The sequence below is a fragment of the Streptomyces eurocidicus genome (genome assembly GCF_002891295.1).
Classification (GTDB): domain Bacteria; phylum Actinomycetota; class Actinomycetes; order Streptomycetales; family Streptomycetaceae; genus Streptomyces; species Streptomyces eurocidicus.
Genome location: NZ_LGUI01000009.1, coordinates 226219 through 240264, shown reverse-complemented (window position 1 = coordinate 240264; position 14046 = coordinate 226219). Strand labels below are relative to the sequence as shown.

The following is a 14046-nucleotide window of genomic DNA, read 5'->3' as shown; positions in this document are numbered from 1 at the left end:
TGGGTTGCCGCTGCGCGGGGCTTTTTCCCCTACCCGCCCCTTCCCGAATGTCCTCAGACGCCGGACGGGCTGAAATCAGCCCGTCCGGCGTCTGAGGACACCGCGCGTCAGCGCGGAAGGGGGGCTGGGGGCTTGCCCCCGGTTACGGGAAGGGGCGGGGTGGGGGAAAAAGCCCCTACGGGAACCCCGGCGGCGGCCCCGGCAGATCCGTCGGGAACCCCTCCGGAACCCCCTCCCACGGATCCGCCGGCCCGACCGGATCCGCCGGTGCCGTCATCCGAGGCACCTCCCGCACCCGCTCCGTCACCTTCTCCTTCACCGGCTTGAACACACCCAGATAGAACGCCCCGAACCCCACGCACGCCACGACGAACACCGCCAGGAACCCCAGCAGGAGGCCCATACCCACCCGCGTCCGGACGTCCCCCGGCGGCAGGGCGGTCGCCCGGTCCGGGCGGCCCGCCGGGTAGCGGACGACGACAGTGTCCCCCTCGATCACCGTCGCGGAGCCGCCGGCCTCCTCGAAGCGCCGTACCTCGCCCTCCGCGGTGGTGAACTCGTAGACGTGGTGCAGCGTGGTCGAGGACGAGCGGTGGGCGCCGTCCCGGCGGGTGACCGTCTTCGCGTACAGCCGCAGGCAGCGGCCCGGGGCCTCGATCCCGCTGCGCCACGCCGCCTTGAGGCGCCGCATCCGTACGACGGCCCACACCATGCCCGCGAGCCCGCCCGCGGCCATCAGTCCCGGCAGTGCCAGGACGAAGAAGCCGAACATGTCCCCCCTTTGGCACGCGCTTTGATACGTGCCCTGTTGAACGAATCTTCGAAATGAGACCCCGAATCGCCTTTGGTATACACCACTTACTCGAACGAGTGTCGCAAAGAGGCCCGGCCGGTTCCCCGGCCGGGCCTCGTCGGCGGCTTTGCCGTGCGCGTCAGGACTTCTTGGTCTCCCAGAAGATCTTGTCGATCTGGGCGATGAGATCCAACGCCTTTTGGCCGGTCTCCGGTTCGTTCGACGCCTTGGCCGCGCTCAGCGCCTTCAGCGTGTCGTTGACCAGCTGGTGCAGTTCGGGGTACTTCTCGAAGTGCGGCGGCTTGAAGTAATCGCTCCACAGCACCGAGACATGGTGCTTGGCCAGCTCCGCCCGCTGTTCCTTGATGACAAGGGCGCGGGTGCGGAAGTCCGGGTCCTGGTTGGCCTGGTACTTCTCCTGGACTGCCTTGACCGACTCGGCCTCGATACGGGCCTGGGCCGGGTCGTATACACCGCAGGGCAGGTCGCAGTGGGCGCTGACCTGGACTTTGGCGGCGAACAGGCGGGAAAGCATAGAGCTGTCCTTCCTCGTGATCGTCTTCTCAGGTGCGAGATTACTCGCTGTGGGAAGGCTTTTCCCGGGTGCCGGAAGAGGCTCGGGGGCAAAATTCCGGTGCGGGTACCGTGCGGTCCGGTGCCTGTCCGGCGCCGGTGGGAACAGGTGGAGGAAACGGACCGGGAGGTGCCGTGGTGCAGGAGCAAGTGGACGAGCGCGGGCAGGAGCTGGACCGCGAGCGTCGCGGACTGCTGCGGATCGGGCTCGCCGAGGTCCACAACCCGTCGATGGTGCCGACGCTGAACCCGGGTGACCAACTGGTCGTGCAGTACGGGGCAGTGGTCCGTCCGGGTGACGTCGTGGTGGTGCGCCACCCGTTCCGGCAGGACCTGCTGATCGTCAAGCGGGCCGTCGAGCGGCGCGAGGGCGGCTGGTGGGTGATGGGGGACAACCCCCTGGTGGAGAACGACAGCCGGGAGTTCGGCACCGTGCCGGACGAGCTGGTGGTGGCCCGGGCCTGGCTGCGGGTGCGCCGGCCGCCCGGCGCCGGTCAGCGCTCGGCGGGCGCGCTGCTGTCCTGGCTGGGCTCCGCGCTCAGGCCGGTGCGGGTGGTGCCGTGCGCCTCGGCGGCCCGGCTCTCCAGGCGTTTGCGGGCGCGGTAGGCGGCCACGTTCGCCCGGGTGGCGCAGCGGTCGGAGCAGTAGCGGCGGGAGCGGTTGGTCGAGGTGTCCAGATAGGCGTTGCGACAGGGGGCGGCCTGACAGATGCCGAGCCGGTCGACGCCGTACTCCGTCAGATGGACGGCCAGGCCCATGCACGCGGTCGCGGTGTACGAGGCGCTGGCGCTCGCCGCGTGATCGGCGATGTGCATATGCCACTTGGGGCGGCCGTCGTCGTCCCGGAGCTCGTGTCCGGAGATCTGCGGGCTGACGGGGAACTCCATCAGCAACGCGTTCAGCAGGTCCACCGCGCGGACCTCGTCGCGCTCGGCCGCGGCCTCGAACACCCCGCGCAGCCGGGCCCGTACGGACCGCAGACGGGTGACGTCCGCGTCCGCGGCGCGCCGGGCGGCCTGCGCGCCCGCGCCGAAGAGCTCGCGGACGGCCTCCACGGACGTGAGCGTGTCGGTGCCGCGCAGCGGCTCCTCGCTGTTGACCAGGCGCACGGCGAAGTCCGAGTAGTAGGCGAGTTCCACGAGGGGTCCTTACGGAGGCGGTCAGGGGGCGGGGGAGCGGTCCACGACGGCCAAGGTAATGACCGGCAAGCCATCGAGGGTATTACATACCGGAGCGGCGTACGACGGGCACCGCGGCGCGGGGACGGCACGGCGGGGCGGCGGTACGGACCCGCCCGTACCGCCGCCCCGCCGGCTCCATGGCCCCGCCCCTACAGCACCTTCGACAGGAACGCCTTCGTCCGGTCGTGCTGAGGGTTGGTCAGCACATCGCGCGGGTTGCCGGACTCGACCACGACGCCCTGGTCCATGAAGACCACGGAGTCGCCGACCTCGCGGGCGAAGCCCATCTCATGGGTGACGACGATCATCGTCATGCCGTCCTCGGCCAGGCCCCGCATGACGTCGAGGACGTCACCCACCAGCTCGGGGTCGAGCGCCGAGGTGGGCTCGTCGAAGAGCATCAGCTTCGGCTCCATGGCGAGCGCGCGGGCGATCGCGACGCGCTGCTGCTGGCCGCCGGAGAGCTGGGAGGGGTAGTTGCCCGCCTTGTCGGCGAGGCCCACCCGGTCCAGCAGCTTCATGGCCCGCTCCCGGGCGACCGCCTTGGTCTCGCCCTTGACCTGGATCGGCGCCTCCATGACATTGGCCAGCGCCGTCATGTGCGGGAAGAGGTTGAAGCGCTGGAACACCATGCCGATGTCCCGGCGGTTCCGGGCCACTTCGCTGTCCTTGAGCTCGTACAGCCGGTCGCCCTTCTGGCGGTAGCCGACCAGCTCGCCGTCGACGTACAGCCGGCCGGCGTTGACCTTCTCCAGGTGGTTGATGCACCGCAGGAAGGTGGACTTGCCGGACCCGGAGGGGCCGATGAGACAGAACACCTCGCGCGGGGCGACCTCCAGGTCGATGCCCTTGAGGACCTGCACGGCGCCGTAGGACTTGTGGACGCCCTCGGCCTTCACCATCGCGTTCATGCGCGGACACCTCCGGACTGGCGGTTGCTGAAGGAGGTCAGGTTCGCCTTGATCTTCTGCCACGGGGTGAGCGGCAGGGAGCGCAGCGAGCCTCGGGCGTAGTGCCGCTCCAGGTAGAACTGACCGATGCTGAAGACGCTGGTGAGGATCAGGTACCAGGTGGCGGCGAGGAAGAGCATCTCGACCGTGGCGCCGGTGGACTGACCGATGTCCGAGGTGGAGCGCAGCAGCTCCAGGTACTGACAGGCGGAGGCTGCCAGCGACGAGGTCTTCAGCATGTTGATGAACTCGTTGCCGGTGGGCGGCACGATCACCCGCATCGCCTGCGGCAGAACGATTCGCCGCAGCGTCCGGCCCTGGCTCATGCCCAGCGCGTGCGCGGCCTCCGTCTGGCCCTCGTCGACGGACTGGATGCCCGAGCGGACGATCTCCGACATGTACGCCGCCTCGTTGAGCCCGAGGCCCAGCAGCGCCGCCATGAACGGCGTCATGAAGTCGCTCATCTCGTCCCGGTAGATCGGGCCGAGGTTGATGTACGGGAAGATCAGCGCGAGGTTGAACCAGAGCAGCAGCTGGACGTAGACCGGGGTGCCGCGGAAGAACCAGATGTAGACCCAGGAGACCGCGGAGGTCACGGGGTTCTTCGACAGCCGCATCACGGCCAGGACCACGCCGAGCACCAGGCCGAGCGCCATCGCCAGCACCGAGATCAGCACGGTCTTGCCGAGGCCGGTGAGGACGTTGGAGTCGAACATGAAGTCCGGGATGGCGTGGTAATTGATGTTCGCGCTGGCGAACGCGTTGACCAGCAGTCCCAGCAGGGCGAGCACCACGACGGCGGCGACCCAGCGGCCGTAGTGCCGGACGGGAATGGCCTTGATCGCCTCCGGCTCGGGGCCGGGCGGAGGGGTGTCGGCGGGCCCCGACTTTTTGAGTGAAGCAGTCACGGGTAGTGCCTTTCAGCGTTGCCTACGAGGAAAGGGAGTGGGCCGGAGGCGGGTCACTGACCGCCGTTGATCTTGACTTCCTTGACGGCGCCGGCCTCGACGCCCCAGGTCTTGAGGACCTTTTCGTACGCACCGTTCTTGATGATGGCCTCGAGGGCGGCCTTGAGGGCATCCCTCAGCTGGGCGTCGTCCTTGCCGACGGCGATGCCGTAAGGATTCGCCGCCACCTGGTCACCGATGATCTCGAAGTCCTTGCCGCCGCCCGAGGTGGCGGCCGCGTAGACCGCGGAGGGGAAGTCGCTGGAGACGGCGTCCACACCGCCGGCCTTCAGCCGGGTCTGGGCCTCGAGGTCGTTGTCGTACGCCTCGATGGAGATCGGGTCCTTGCCGGACTCCTCGCACTTCTTGCTCTCGCCCTTGGCGAAGTTGTCCGAGACGGTGCCGCGCTGGACGCCGATCTTCTTTCCGCAGAGGTCTTCCCAGCCCTTGATCCCCTTGGTGTCGCCCTTCTTGGTGTAGAGCGACGCGCCGGCCGAGAAGTAGTCGATGAAATCGACGCCTTCGCTCGCCTTCTTGCCCGTCTTCGGGTCGATGCCCTCCTGCCGCTCCTTGGTGTCCGTCATCGCGGACATCGCGATGTCGTAACGCTTCGATCGCATTCCGGTGAGCAGCGCGTCGAAGACACTGTTGTTGAACTCCAGCTTCACGCCGAGTTCCTTGCCGAGCGCCGCGCCCAGGTCGAGGTCGAGGCCGACGGACTTGCCGCCCTTCTTGAATTCGATGGGCGGGTAGGCGATGTCGGAGCCCACCTTGATGACCTTCGACGCCTGGATCCGCTTGGGGAGCTTGTCGAAGAGCGGGGCGTTCGCGCCCGCCGGGGCCCCGGCGGACTCGTCACCGGCGCCGGGCTTGTCGCGCATATCGCCACAGCCCGACAGCAGCAGGGCGCCGACGACCGCGATCGCGCCGGCAACGGCCACGCGACTCCTGGCGGCAGCCGTGCGAGGGGTGGTGCTTGCGGTCATTGCTGGTTCCTCCTGCGATCGAGGGGGTGGCCGACGGGATCGGACTGCAATTCACACAGGTCACACGAGGTCACGAGCACACATCGGCGGGCGCCGCGACCTCGTGTGATTGGGGCATCTTGCCATCTGGACTGCACCGTTCGGGGGGCTGTCTATGTCAAAATCGGATAACGGGTGATCCCCGTGCGGTACCAGCCCGCTTCGTACTACCGGACTTCGGTGCGCCTCTCCGGCACGAGACGCAAGTCACGCACCTCTTGTCTCACTCCATGGACTTCCGGCACCAGTTGACACGCTTTTGACGTGCATGTGTGGGTGCCGTGACCAGCGGCGGCCTAACTCACTCGTCGGCCGTAGCGCTCATCCGGTAGAAAGACCAGTTACACCCCGCACCCGGGGATCAGGGCACTTGTGCGCTTGTGCCCGGCGGCCCGCTACCTCGGGCGGCTACCCTCGACTGAAATCGACAAAGGGGTCAATGAAGTGGCAGCGGAGATTGTGAATCCTCGCAGCGAACGTGGTGCGGACGAGACTCGGGACGAGCTCTTCGATCCGGCCTTCGCGTTGCACCGGGGCGGCAAGATGGCGATCGAGGCAACGGTGCCCGTGCGCGACCGGGACGACCTGTCCCTCGCCTACACGCCGGGTGTCGCCAAGGTCTGCAGCGCCATCGCCGAACAGCCGGAACTCGTGCACGACTACACCTGGAAGTCCCAGGTCGTGGCGGTCGTGACGGACGGCAGCGCGGTCCTCGGCCTCGGGGACATCGGTCCCGAGGCGTCCCTCCCCGTGATGGAGGGCAAGGCCATTCTCTTCAAGCAGTTCGGCGGCGTGGACGCGGTGCCGATCGCGCTCGACTGCCGGGAGGTCGACGACATCGTCGACACCGTCGTCCGCCTCGCGCCGTCCTTCGGCGGCGTCAACCTGGAGGACATCTCCGCGCCGCGCTGCTTCGAGGTCGAGCGCCGGCTCCAGGAGCGGGTGGACATCCCGGTCTTCCACGACGACCAGCACGGCACCGCCGTCGTCACCCTGGCCGCGCTTCGCAACGCCGCGAAGCTCACCGGCCGCTCGCTGGGCCAGCTGCGCGCCGTCATCTCCGGCGCGGGCGCGGCCGGTGTGGCCATCGCCAAGATCCTGGTGGAGGCCGGCATCGGCGACGTGGCGGTCTGCGACCGCAAGGGCATCGTGTCCGAGGGCCGCGAGGACCTCAACCCGGTCAAGCGCGAGCTCGCCGGCTTCACCAACAAGGCCGGTCTGAGCGGCCCGTTGGAGAAGGCCCTCGACGGCGCGGACGTCTTCATCGGCGTCTCCGGCGGCACCGTCCCGGAGGAGGCGGTGGCCACCATGGCGAAGGACGCGCTGATCTTCGCGATGGCCAACCCGACGCCCGAGATCCACCCGGACGTCGCCCACAAGTACGCGGCCGTCGTCGCCACCGGCCGCAGCGACTACCCGAACCAGATCAACAACGTCCTCGCCTTCCCCGGCATCTTCGCGGGCGCCCTCCAGGTGCGGGCCTCGCGGATCACCGAGGGCATGAAGCTGGCCGCCGCGGAGGCGCTGGCCGCGGTGGTGGCGGACGAGCTGAGCGCGGACTGCGTGATTCCGTCGCCGTTCGACGAGCGGGTCGCTCCGGCGGTCACGGCGGCCGTCGCGGCGGCGGCCCGTGCGGAGGGCGTGGCGCGGCGCTGACGTCCGTGCCTGTGCCTGTGCCTGCATGAGGCTGTGCGGAGTTCTCGGGGTCCGCCGGGGCGTTCGTCGCCCTGGCGGACCCCGCGCCGTGCGGTGCCCTGCGGGCGGCTTTTTCCCCAGTCCCGCCCCTTCCCGCAGTATCCGATATGCGGCTCCGCCGCGTGGGGAGCTCCGCCCCGGACCCCGGTCCTCAAGCGCCGGACGGGCTGATTTTCAGCCCGCGAGGACCCTGCTCAGTCCAGGCGGCGCAGGTACAGGTTGTCGCGCTCGTTGGCCTGGCCCGTGACGAGGTCGAGCCCGAAGTTGGCGAAGACCGCGAGCTTGCCGGAGCGGTCGACGTGCACGCCGGACGACGTTCCGTCGGTGGTGCGGTCGCCGTCGGCCCTGACGTCGATGCGGTCGACGGCGCCGGTCCGCAGGTCCCGTACGAACAGGTGCGGCTTCGACCGGGTGTCGCCGGGCGCCAGGTCCGGGGCATATGAGCCGAAGAACAGCTTCCGGTTGTCGGCGCTCAGGACTCCCCCGTACGACGTCCCATGGGCCTCCGACCCGTCGGGGCGCAGACTCAGCCGCCGGATCTCCCCGGTGCGCAGGTTCCTGGCGAAGACGTCGGCCACGCCGTTGGTGTCGTTCGGCACGAGGTCCTTCGCGTGGGACGAGAAGAGGGCGTACTGCCCGTCGGGGCTGAAGCGGGTGATGCCGCGGACCCGGGCGATCCGGCCGTCGGGCGTCTCGGACACCGGCTCGGTGCGCCCGGTGGTCAGGTCGTGGACGTAGCCGGCCCAGCGGGTGGGGGGCCTGCCGTGCGGGGCGGGGGCCGGGTCGTCGGGGTCGGGGCCGGGGCCCATGTCGTCACCGGCGGCCATGAAACCGACCTTGGTGCCGTCCTGGCTGATCACCGGACTCCCATAGCTCGCGTCTTTCGGACGACTGCCGTCCGGGGCGATGCTCACACGCCGGATCGTGCCCTTCCGGAGGTCTTTGACGAAGATGCCGGGGCCGTCGTCGTCACCGGGTATCAGGTCCCGCCGCTCGGAGTGGAAGGCGATGTAGCGGCCGTCGGCGCTGATGACCGGTTGGTCCGTGTTGCCGAAGACGCCGTTCTCGTGCCTGACGACCAGCTCCGTGCGCTTGGTCAGGCGGTCGCGGACGAAGATGTCGGTGCCGTTCTCGGTCTTGCCCGGGGCGAGGTCGAGGGCCGTCGACTCGAAGGCGACGTAGCGGCCGTCGGCGCTGATCGAGGGCGCGAACGAGAACGACATCTTCTGGGGCCGGCCACCGTCGGAGGCGACACTGGCCTGCTCCACGGCGCCGGTCCGCAGGTCCTTGACGAAGATGTTGGAGCTGGTGATGTCGGTCGTGCCCGGCACCAGGTTCGTGGCGTTGGAGGAGAAGACGACGTAGCGGCCGTCGGCGCTGATCTCCTCCATGCTCTGATTGGCGTTGGCCGGGGTGCCGTCGGCGCTGACGCCGATGTGCTCGATCCGGGGTGGCGCCGCGGCCGTGGCCGTGGCGCCGCACACGCTCAGTAACGCGGCCGCCAGGACGGTCGCGGATCTCGGATATCGCATGAATTCCCCCCTTGGGAAAGCTTGTACGACATCGTGCGGGCGGAACGGAAGCCAATCGGCCGCGTCGGTGGGCGGTCAATCGGATCCGGCGAAGGTGCGTCCGCCGGTACGGCTGATGCGACAGGCCGGGCTGGACGGAGCGGGGGGAGGGAGGGAAGCGAGACACCTGGCCGACGCGGCGCGTGTCACACCGGTGCCTGGTTCCGCCCCGCGCGTCCCGGGTCTAGGTTCGGACCATGTTCGCCGCCTATGCCGTACGCACCGACCGTGACCAGCCGCTCGACGGACTTGAGTTGGGCCAGCGCCCCGAGCCCGAGGCACCGCCCGGATGGACGGTGGTCAACGTCAAGGCGGCGTCCCTCAACCACCACGACCTGTGGTCGCTGCGCGGCGTCGGCATCTCCGACGAGGTGCTGCCGATGATCCTCGGCTGTGACGCGGCGGGTCTCGACGAGGACGGCAATGAGGTCGTCGTCCACTCCGTCATCGGCCAGAGCGGCCACGGCGTGGGCCCGCGCGAGCCGCGTTCCATCCTTACCGAGCGCTATCAGGGCACCTTCGCCGAGCGGGTCGCCGTCCCCGCCTGGAACGTGCTGCCCAAGCCGAAGGGGCTGTCCTTCGAGGAGGCGGCCTGTCTGCCGACCGCCTGGCTGACCGCGTACCGGATGCTGTTCACCAACGCGGGCGTCCGCCCCGGCCGGAGCGTCCTCGTCCAGGGCGCCGGCGGCGGGGTCGCCACCGCGGCGATCGCGCTGGGCGCCGCGGCCGGGCTGCGGGTCTTCGCGACCAGCCGGGACGAGGCCAAGCGCCGGCGCGCCGTGGAGCTCGGCGCCGAGGGGGCCTACGAGCCCGGGGCGCGGCTGCCGCACCGTGTCGACGCCGTGATCGAGACCGTGGGCGCCGCCACCTGGTCGCACTCGGTCAAGTCCCTCAAGCCCGGCGGCACCCTGGTGATCTCCGGCGCCACCAGCGGCTCCAACCCGCCGGCCGCCGAGCTCAACCGCATCTTCTTCCTGGAGCTGAAGGTCGTCGGCTCGACCATGGGCACCAAGGACGAACTCGCCGACCTGCTCTCCTTCTGCGCCGCCACCGGCGTACGACCGGTGATCGACTCCGTGCTGCCGCTCGACCGGGCGCGGGAGGGCTTCGAGAAGATGGCCGGTGGCGACCTGTTCGGGAAGGTCGTGCTGACGGTATGAACGGCGGATGCCTCAGAGACGCTTGCGCAAGGCGGCACCGCTCGCCGTAGCCGCGGTCCTGGCACTCCTGGCACCGGGGGTCCCCGCGGCGGCCCGTGCGGCTCCCCCAGCCCCGGCCACGGCCACCGCGGCCCGTACGGATCCGGGCATCCCGCCCCTCACCGACGACCGGGGCCGCGCCCTCACCGTCCGCGGCTGGAACCTCGCGGACAAGGAGCACCGCGGCGACCAGGCCCTCGCGGACATCACCGAGCGCTCCCTGCGCGACATGGCCGGGCGGGGTTTCGACCTCGCCCGGCTCGCGGTCTTCTGGGACGACCTGGAGCCCCGGCCCGGGCAGTACAGCGAGCGCTACCTCCGTAAGGTCGAACGCGTGCTGGACTGGGCGCACAAGTACCACGTCCGCGTGGTGCTCGACGCCCACCAGGACGTCTACGGACCCGCGTTCGGCAGCCACCGGGGCATCCCCGCCTGGGCCACCCGCACCGACGGCCTGCCCTACCGGCCCCACCCCGACGACTGGTTCGCCGAGTACTTCGAACCCGCCGTCCAGGCCGCCTTCGAACACCTCTACCAGGACGCGGACCTGCGCCGGGCCCAGGCCCGGATGTGGCAGGTCCTCGCGGGGCGGTTCGCGGACCACCCCGCCGTGTTCGGCTACGACCTGATCAACGAACCGATGGGCCGGATGCTGCCCGGCGAGTCCATCCCGGACGCGGCCCGGCGCATCGAGGCCACGCGGATCACCCCCATGTACAACCGCCTCGCCGAGGCCGTCAGGCGCGTCGACCGCCGCCACCGGCTGTTCGTCGAGCCCACCCCGGCCGCCGGCGAGGGCGTCCCCACCGGCCTCGGCCGTATCCACGACCCCAAGGTCGTCTACGCCCCGCACTTCTACAACGCGGCGATGGAGGCCGGGCGCGACTACGACCCGGCGGCGGGCTGGCTGCGCGCGTACGAGGCGGCCGTCGTCCACTACCCGCGCGCGATGCGGATCCCGGTCGTCATCGGCGAATGGGGCCCGCTGGACAGCTCCCTGCCGCACATGGGCCGCTTCTACGAGGACGCCCTCGCGTCCATGTCCCGCTACGCGAGCGGCTGGGCGAGCTGGCAGTGGTGCTACGGCGGCGGCTACTGCGCCGTGGACGCGGGGGGCCGTTACCGGCCCAACAAGGCCCGCACGGCCGAGCCGTACGCGTCCGCCGTCGCGGGCGCGGCACGGGACGCGTCGTACGACCCGGCGACGGGCGTCTACCGCCTGCGGTACGCCCCGACGCGGGGCGGCACGACGGAGGTCACCCTGCCGCCCACGCCCCACGGCTGGCACATCACGACCGAGGGCCCGGCCCGCGCCGACACGACGGTGGTACGGGCGGGGGAGCGGGGTTCGGTGCGGGTGGTGGGAGTGCCGGGGCGGGGTGATGCGAGGGTGACGGCGAGACCGGGGCCGGGGCCGGGGCCGGAACTGGGATCGGGGCCGGGCTGACCACCGGCCGGGGACCCGGCGGACGAGAGCGCCGGGACGGCCCGGGCGGTACGGCGGGGTCGCGGTCCCACGCGCTCTCGCGCCACGCGCCCTATGCGCCGCCCGTGCCCACCAGCGCGGGCGGCGGGGTGCCGCCGCCCGCACACGGCGGTGGGCGCGGGCGCGCGGCCCGTGCGGTGCGGCCTCGATGCGGGGCGCCGTTTCCGTCGGGTGGCGGTGGAGCTCGGCCGGTTGGACCGGGGAGGGCCGCCGGGCCGGGCCCACGCGTGTTTGTGTTCCTCGGCGTGGGGCCCGGTGTTCCCTCGGGTGCGCTGGGGGTGTGTTCAGTCGCGCGGCCCGTGCGGTGCGGCCTTGATGTGGGGCGCTGTTTCCGTGTGGTGGCGGTGGGCTCGGCTGGTTGGGCCGGGCCCGCGCGTGTTTGTACTTACCGGCGTGGGGCCCGGTGTTCCTTCGGGTGTGCCGGGGTGTGTTCAGCTGCGCGGCCCGTGCGGTGCGGCCTTGGTGTGGAGTGCTGTTTCCGTGTGGTGGCGGTGGGCTCGGCTGGTTGGGCCGGGCCCACGCGCGTTCGTGCTTACCGGCGTTCCCCCGGGTGTGCCGGGGGCGTGTTCAGTCGCGCGGCCCGTGCAGTGCCGCCTCGATGCGGAGCGCCGCTTCCGCCAGGTGGCGGCGGGACTCCGCGAGCTGGGCCGGGGTCACCCCGTGGTCCCGGGCCGTGTCCCGGATGCCGTCGCGGAAGCGGTCCAGCAGGCGGTCCAGGTCGCGGGCCGGGTCCTTGGACAGCTCGTCGGGGGCCGTGGCCCAGTCCGGGGCGGGGCCGCTCGGGCCCGGGTGCCCGGTGCCCGCCGCGCCGGAACCGGGCTGCGGCGTACCCGGAATGTCCGGCGTACCCGGAATGTCCGGCGCACCCATCGTGCCCGACGCACCCGTCCCGCCGTCCTCGCGCGGCCCGCGCGCCTCGCGGCCCGTGCCGCCCTCCGCCAGGCGGCTGCCGAGGTTGCCCAGCTCCCTGGTCAGCACGTTGAAGCCTTCCGCGATGCCGGTCGGCCAGCCTTCCTGGCGGACGTGCTCGCCGACCTCCCGCTGGACCCGCTCGGCGATCCGCAGGACCTCCTCGTGGGCCTCCGCGTGCGCCTGCTTCGCCTGGCGGCGGGCCTGCTGGGCGTCCTGGCGGGCGCGGCGGCTCTCCTCCTTCGCCCGCCGGGCCTGCTCCTTCCACTGCTCCTTGGCGCGTCTGAACTCCTCCTTCGCCCCCTGGAAGGCGTCGCCCTCCGGCGGCTCCGTGCGCACCCGCCGCGCCTCCTCGCGGACATCGCGGCGGAGGTCGCCCGCGGCGCCCCGGACGTCCTCGCGGATGTCGGCGGCGAGCGCGGAGACGGACTCGCGGATGTCCAGTTCGAGCTCGGCCAGTTCGCCCTGGCGGTCGGCGAGTTCGGCCCGGCCGCCGTCGGTGATGGAGTAGATCTTGCGGCCGCCCTCGGTGGCGTGCGTGACGAGGCCCTCGGTCTCCAGCTTGGCCAGCCGCGGGTAGACCGTGCCGGCGGACGGTGCGTAGAGCCCCTGGAAGCGCTCCTCCAGCAGCCGGATGATCTCGTAGCCGTGGCGCGGGGCCTCGTCGAGGAGCTTGAGCAGATACAGCCGCAGCCGGCCGTGGGCGAAGACGGGGGGCATCAGAGGACCTTTCCCTGGGCGGGGACGTCGGTGGGGGCGCCGGCCGTGCCGGCGGACGGGTCCGCCGCGTCCGGGCGGCGCAGCAGCGCGATCGCGCCCGTGACGGTCGTGACCTTGAGCCTGCCGCCACCGGCGCCGAGCGCGCCGCCGACCTTCCGGGCGCCGAACTGGCCGCTGACGAGCAGCTCGTCGAAGGCGCAGGAGACCGTGCCGCCCGTGGTGTTCGCCCGCACCTCCACATCGGCGGTGCCCGGCAGCCGGACGGCGACCTCGCCGGCGACGCTGCTCAGGGCGAGGTCGAGCCGCTTCGCGGCGGCCTCGGGCGAGAGGTCGACGACCACGTCGCCGGTGACGGTGTCGGCCTTGACGACGGCGCTCGCGCTCTCGACGAGCGTGATGTCGCCGGAGACGGAGCCGGCGCGCAGGTCGCCGCCGAGCCGCTGGGCCTCCAGCCGCCCGGCGACGACCTCGGCCCGGACCTCGCCGGTCAGCCCGACGAGCGTGGCGTCACCGGTGGCGCTGCGGATCTCCGTGCGGCCCGCGACGCCGGAGACCACGGCGTCCGCCGTGACGGTGCCGACCTCGACGCGGGTGGCGGTCGGGACGGTCAGCGTCACGGTGGCCGTGCGCTTCCGCGCCCTTCTGCCCGGGCTCCAGTCGAGGAGCTTCTTCCACTGGAGGTCCTCGTAGGCGACGGTGAGGACGCCGTCCCGGTGGGTGACGACCAGCGGCGGGCCGTCGATCTCGGAGAGCTGGAGGGCGGCCGGGCCCGAGTCCGTGCCGACGACGTTGACCGTGCCGCCGAGCGTCCGTACGGCGAGGGCCGTGACCGGTCCCTCGAAGGTGAGCTGCTGTGGCGCGGACAGTGACCACTCCGACTGGACCGGCATGCCGGCCTCCTTCATCGTCTCGCTTGATCGTCTCGATGCGCCCGTGCCGCGGCGGCCCGACGCAACCTATCGCGTCTTACGTGAAACACGATATATCGCGGATGGGT

Annotated in this window: 13 protein-coding genes; 4 read left to right on the top strand and 9 right to left on the bottom strand. The window is 71.2% G+C overall.

Features of this window, described 5'->3' with window-relative positions; all coding sequences use genetic code 11:
* Positions 1–175: 175 nt before the first annotated feature.
* On the bottom strand, positions 176–772 hold the full coding sequence (locus AF335_RS34230) for a DUF3592 domain-containing protein (RefSeq protein ID WP_146045618.1): 597 nt from the start codon (positions 770–772) through the stop codon (positions 176–178).
* A 160-nt stretch (positions 773–932) separates the two neighbouring features.
* The gene (gene sodN, locus AF335_RS25040; RefSeq protein WP_102920672.1) at positions 933–1328 is read right to left on the bottom strand and encodes a superoxide dismutase, Ni; all 396 of its coding nucleotides are present in this window, start codon (positions 1326–1328) and stop codon (positions 933–935) included.
* Between the two features lie 176 nt (positions 1329–1504).
* On the opposite strand from sodN, the gene sodX reads away from it, so the two are divergent.
* Positions 1505–1972, top strand: coding sequence for a nickel-type superoxide dismutase maturation protease (gene sodX / locus AF335_RS25035; RefSeq protein WP_184742969.1), 468 nt, complete (start codon positions 1505–1507; stop codon positions 1970–1972).
* On the opposite strand, the gene AF335_RS25030 is transcribed toward sodX, so the two are convergent.
* The 4 genes from AF335_RS25030 to AF335_RS25015 form a co-directional block, all read right to left on the bottom strand.
* The gene (locus tag AF335_RS25030) at positions 1861–2505 is read right to left on the bottom strand and encodes a CGNR zinc finger domain-containing protein (protein WP_102920671.1); all 645 of its coding nucleotides are present in this window, start codon (positions 2503–2505) and stop codon (positions 1861–1863) included. The genes sodX and AF335_RS25030 overlap by 112 nt on opposite strands.
* Positions 2506–2696: 191 nt before the next feature.
* Positions 2697–3458 (bottom strand): amino acid ABC transporter ATP-binding protein, encoded by a 762-nt coding sequence (locus AF335_RS25025; protein WP_095581434.1) that lies wholly within the window; start codon positions 3456–3458, stop codon positions 2697–2699.
* Positions 3455–4405 (bottom strand): amino acid ABC transporter permease, encoded by a 951-nt coding sequence (locus AF335_RS25020; protein ID WP_102920670.1) that lies wholly within the window; start codon positions 4403–4405, stop codon positions 3455–3457. The genes AF335_RS25025 and AF335_RS25020 overlap by 4 nt, the downstream gene beginning before the upstream one ends.
* A gap of 53 nt (positions 4406–4458) precedes the next feature.
* Positions 4459–5430 carry an ABC transporter substrate-binding protein gene (locus AF335_RS25015; protein WP_102920669.1) on the bottom strand — a complete coding sequence of 324 codons (972 nt, stop codon included), beginning with the start codon at positions 5428–5430 and terminating at the stop codon, positions 4459–4461.
* Positions 5431–5913: 483 nt separating this feature from the next.
* On the opposite strand from AF335_RS25015, the gene AF335_RS25010 reads away from it, so the two are divergent.
* On the top strand, positions 5914–7125 hold the full coding sequence (locus AF335_RS25010) for an NAD(P)-dependent malic enzyme (protein ID WP_102920668.1): 1212 nt from the start codon (positions 5914–5916) through the stop codon (positions 7123–7125).
* Between the two features lie 233 nt (positions 7126–7358).
* On the opposite strand, the gene AF335_RS25005 is transcribed toward AF335_RS25010, so the two are convergent.
* Positions 7359–8696: a TolB family protein gene (locus AF335_RS25005; RefSeq protein ID WP_107503495.1), complete on the bottom strand. Its 1338-nt coding sequence runs from the start codon at positions 8694–8696 to the stop codon at positions 7359–7361.
* Between the two features lie 236 nt (positions 8697–8932).
* Here AF335_RS25005 and AF335_RS24995 point away from each other — a divergent pair, with 236 nt between their 5' ends.
* Positions 8933–9895 (top strand): zinc-binding dehydrogenase, encoded by a 963-nt coding sequence (locus AF335_RS24995; protein WP_102920666.1) that lies wholly within the window; start codon positions 8933–8935, stop codon positions 9893–9895.
* Between the two features lie 7 nt (positions 9896–9902).
* Positions 9903–11381, top strand: coding sequence for a cellulase family glycosylhydrolase (locus tag AF335_RS24990; protein WP_102920665.1), 1479 nt, complete (start codon positions 9903–9905; stop codon positions 11379–11381).
* Positions 11382–11987: 606 nt separating this feature from the next.
* On the opposite strand, the gene AF335_RS24985 is transcribed toward AF335_RS24990, so the two are convergent.
* Positions 11988–13049 carry a PadR family transcriptional regulator gene (locus tag AF335_RS24985; RefSeq protein ID WP_102920664.1) on the bottom strand — a complete coding sequence of 354 codons (1062 nt, stop codon included), beginning with the start codon at positions 13047–13049 and terminating at the stop codon, positions 11988–11990.
* On the bottom strand, positions 13049–13939 hold the full coding sequence (locus tag AF335_RS24980; protein ID WP_170127804.1) for a DUF4097 family beta strand repeat-containing protein: 891 nt from the start codon (positions 13937–13939) through the stop codon (positions 13049–13051). The genes AF335_RS24985 and AF335_RS24980 overlap by 1 nt, the downstream gene beginning before the upstream one ends.
* Positions 13940–14046: the final 107 nt, after the last annotated feature.

Excerpts from the sequence above, each read along its gene's own strand:
- AF335_RS34230 (WP_146045618.1), bottom strand. The coding sequence starts at position 772 with ATGTTCGGCTTCTTCGTCCTGGCACTGCCGGGACTGATGGCCGCGGGC.
- sodN (WP_102920672.1), bottom strand. The coding sequence starts at position 1,328 with ATGCTTTCCCGCCTGTTCGCCGCCAAAGTCCAGGTCAGCGCCCACTGC.
- AF335_RS25025 (WP_095581434.1), bottom strand. The coding sequence starts at position 3,458 with ATGAACGCGATGGTGAAGGCCGAGGGCGTCCACAAGTCCTACGGCGCC.
- AF335_RS25015 (WP_102920669.1), bottom strand. The coding sequence starts at position 5,430 with ATGACCGCAAGCACCACCCCTCGCACGGCTGCCGCCAGGAGTCGCGTG.
- AF335_RS25005 (WP_107503495.1), bottom strand. The coding sequence starts at position 8,696 with ATGCGATATCCGAGATCCGCGACCGTCCTGGCGGCCGCGTTACTGAGC.
- AF335_RS24995 (WP_102920666.1), top strand. The coding sequence starts at position 8,933 with ATGTTCGCCGCCTATGCCGTACGCACCGACCGTGACCAGCCGCTCGAC.
- AF335_RS24990 (WP_102920665.1), top strand. The coding sequence starts at position 9,903 with ATGCCTCAGAGACGCTTGCGCAAGGCGGCACCGCTCGCCGTAGCCGCG.
- AF335_RS24985 (WP_102920664.1), bottom strand. The coding sequence starts at position 13,049 with ATGCCCCCCGTCTTCGCCCACGGCCGGCTGCGGCTGTATCTGCTCAAG.
- AF335_RS24980 (WP_170127804.1), bottom strand. The coding sequence starts at position 13,939 with ATGCCGGTCCAGTCGGAGTGGTCACTGTCCGCGCCACAGCAGCTCACC.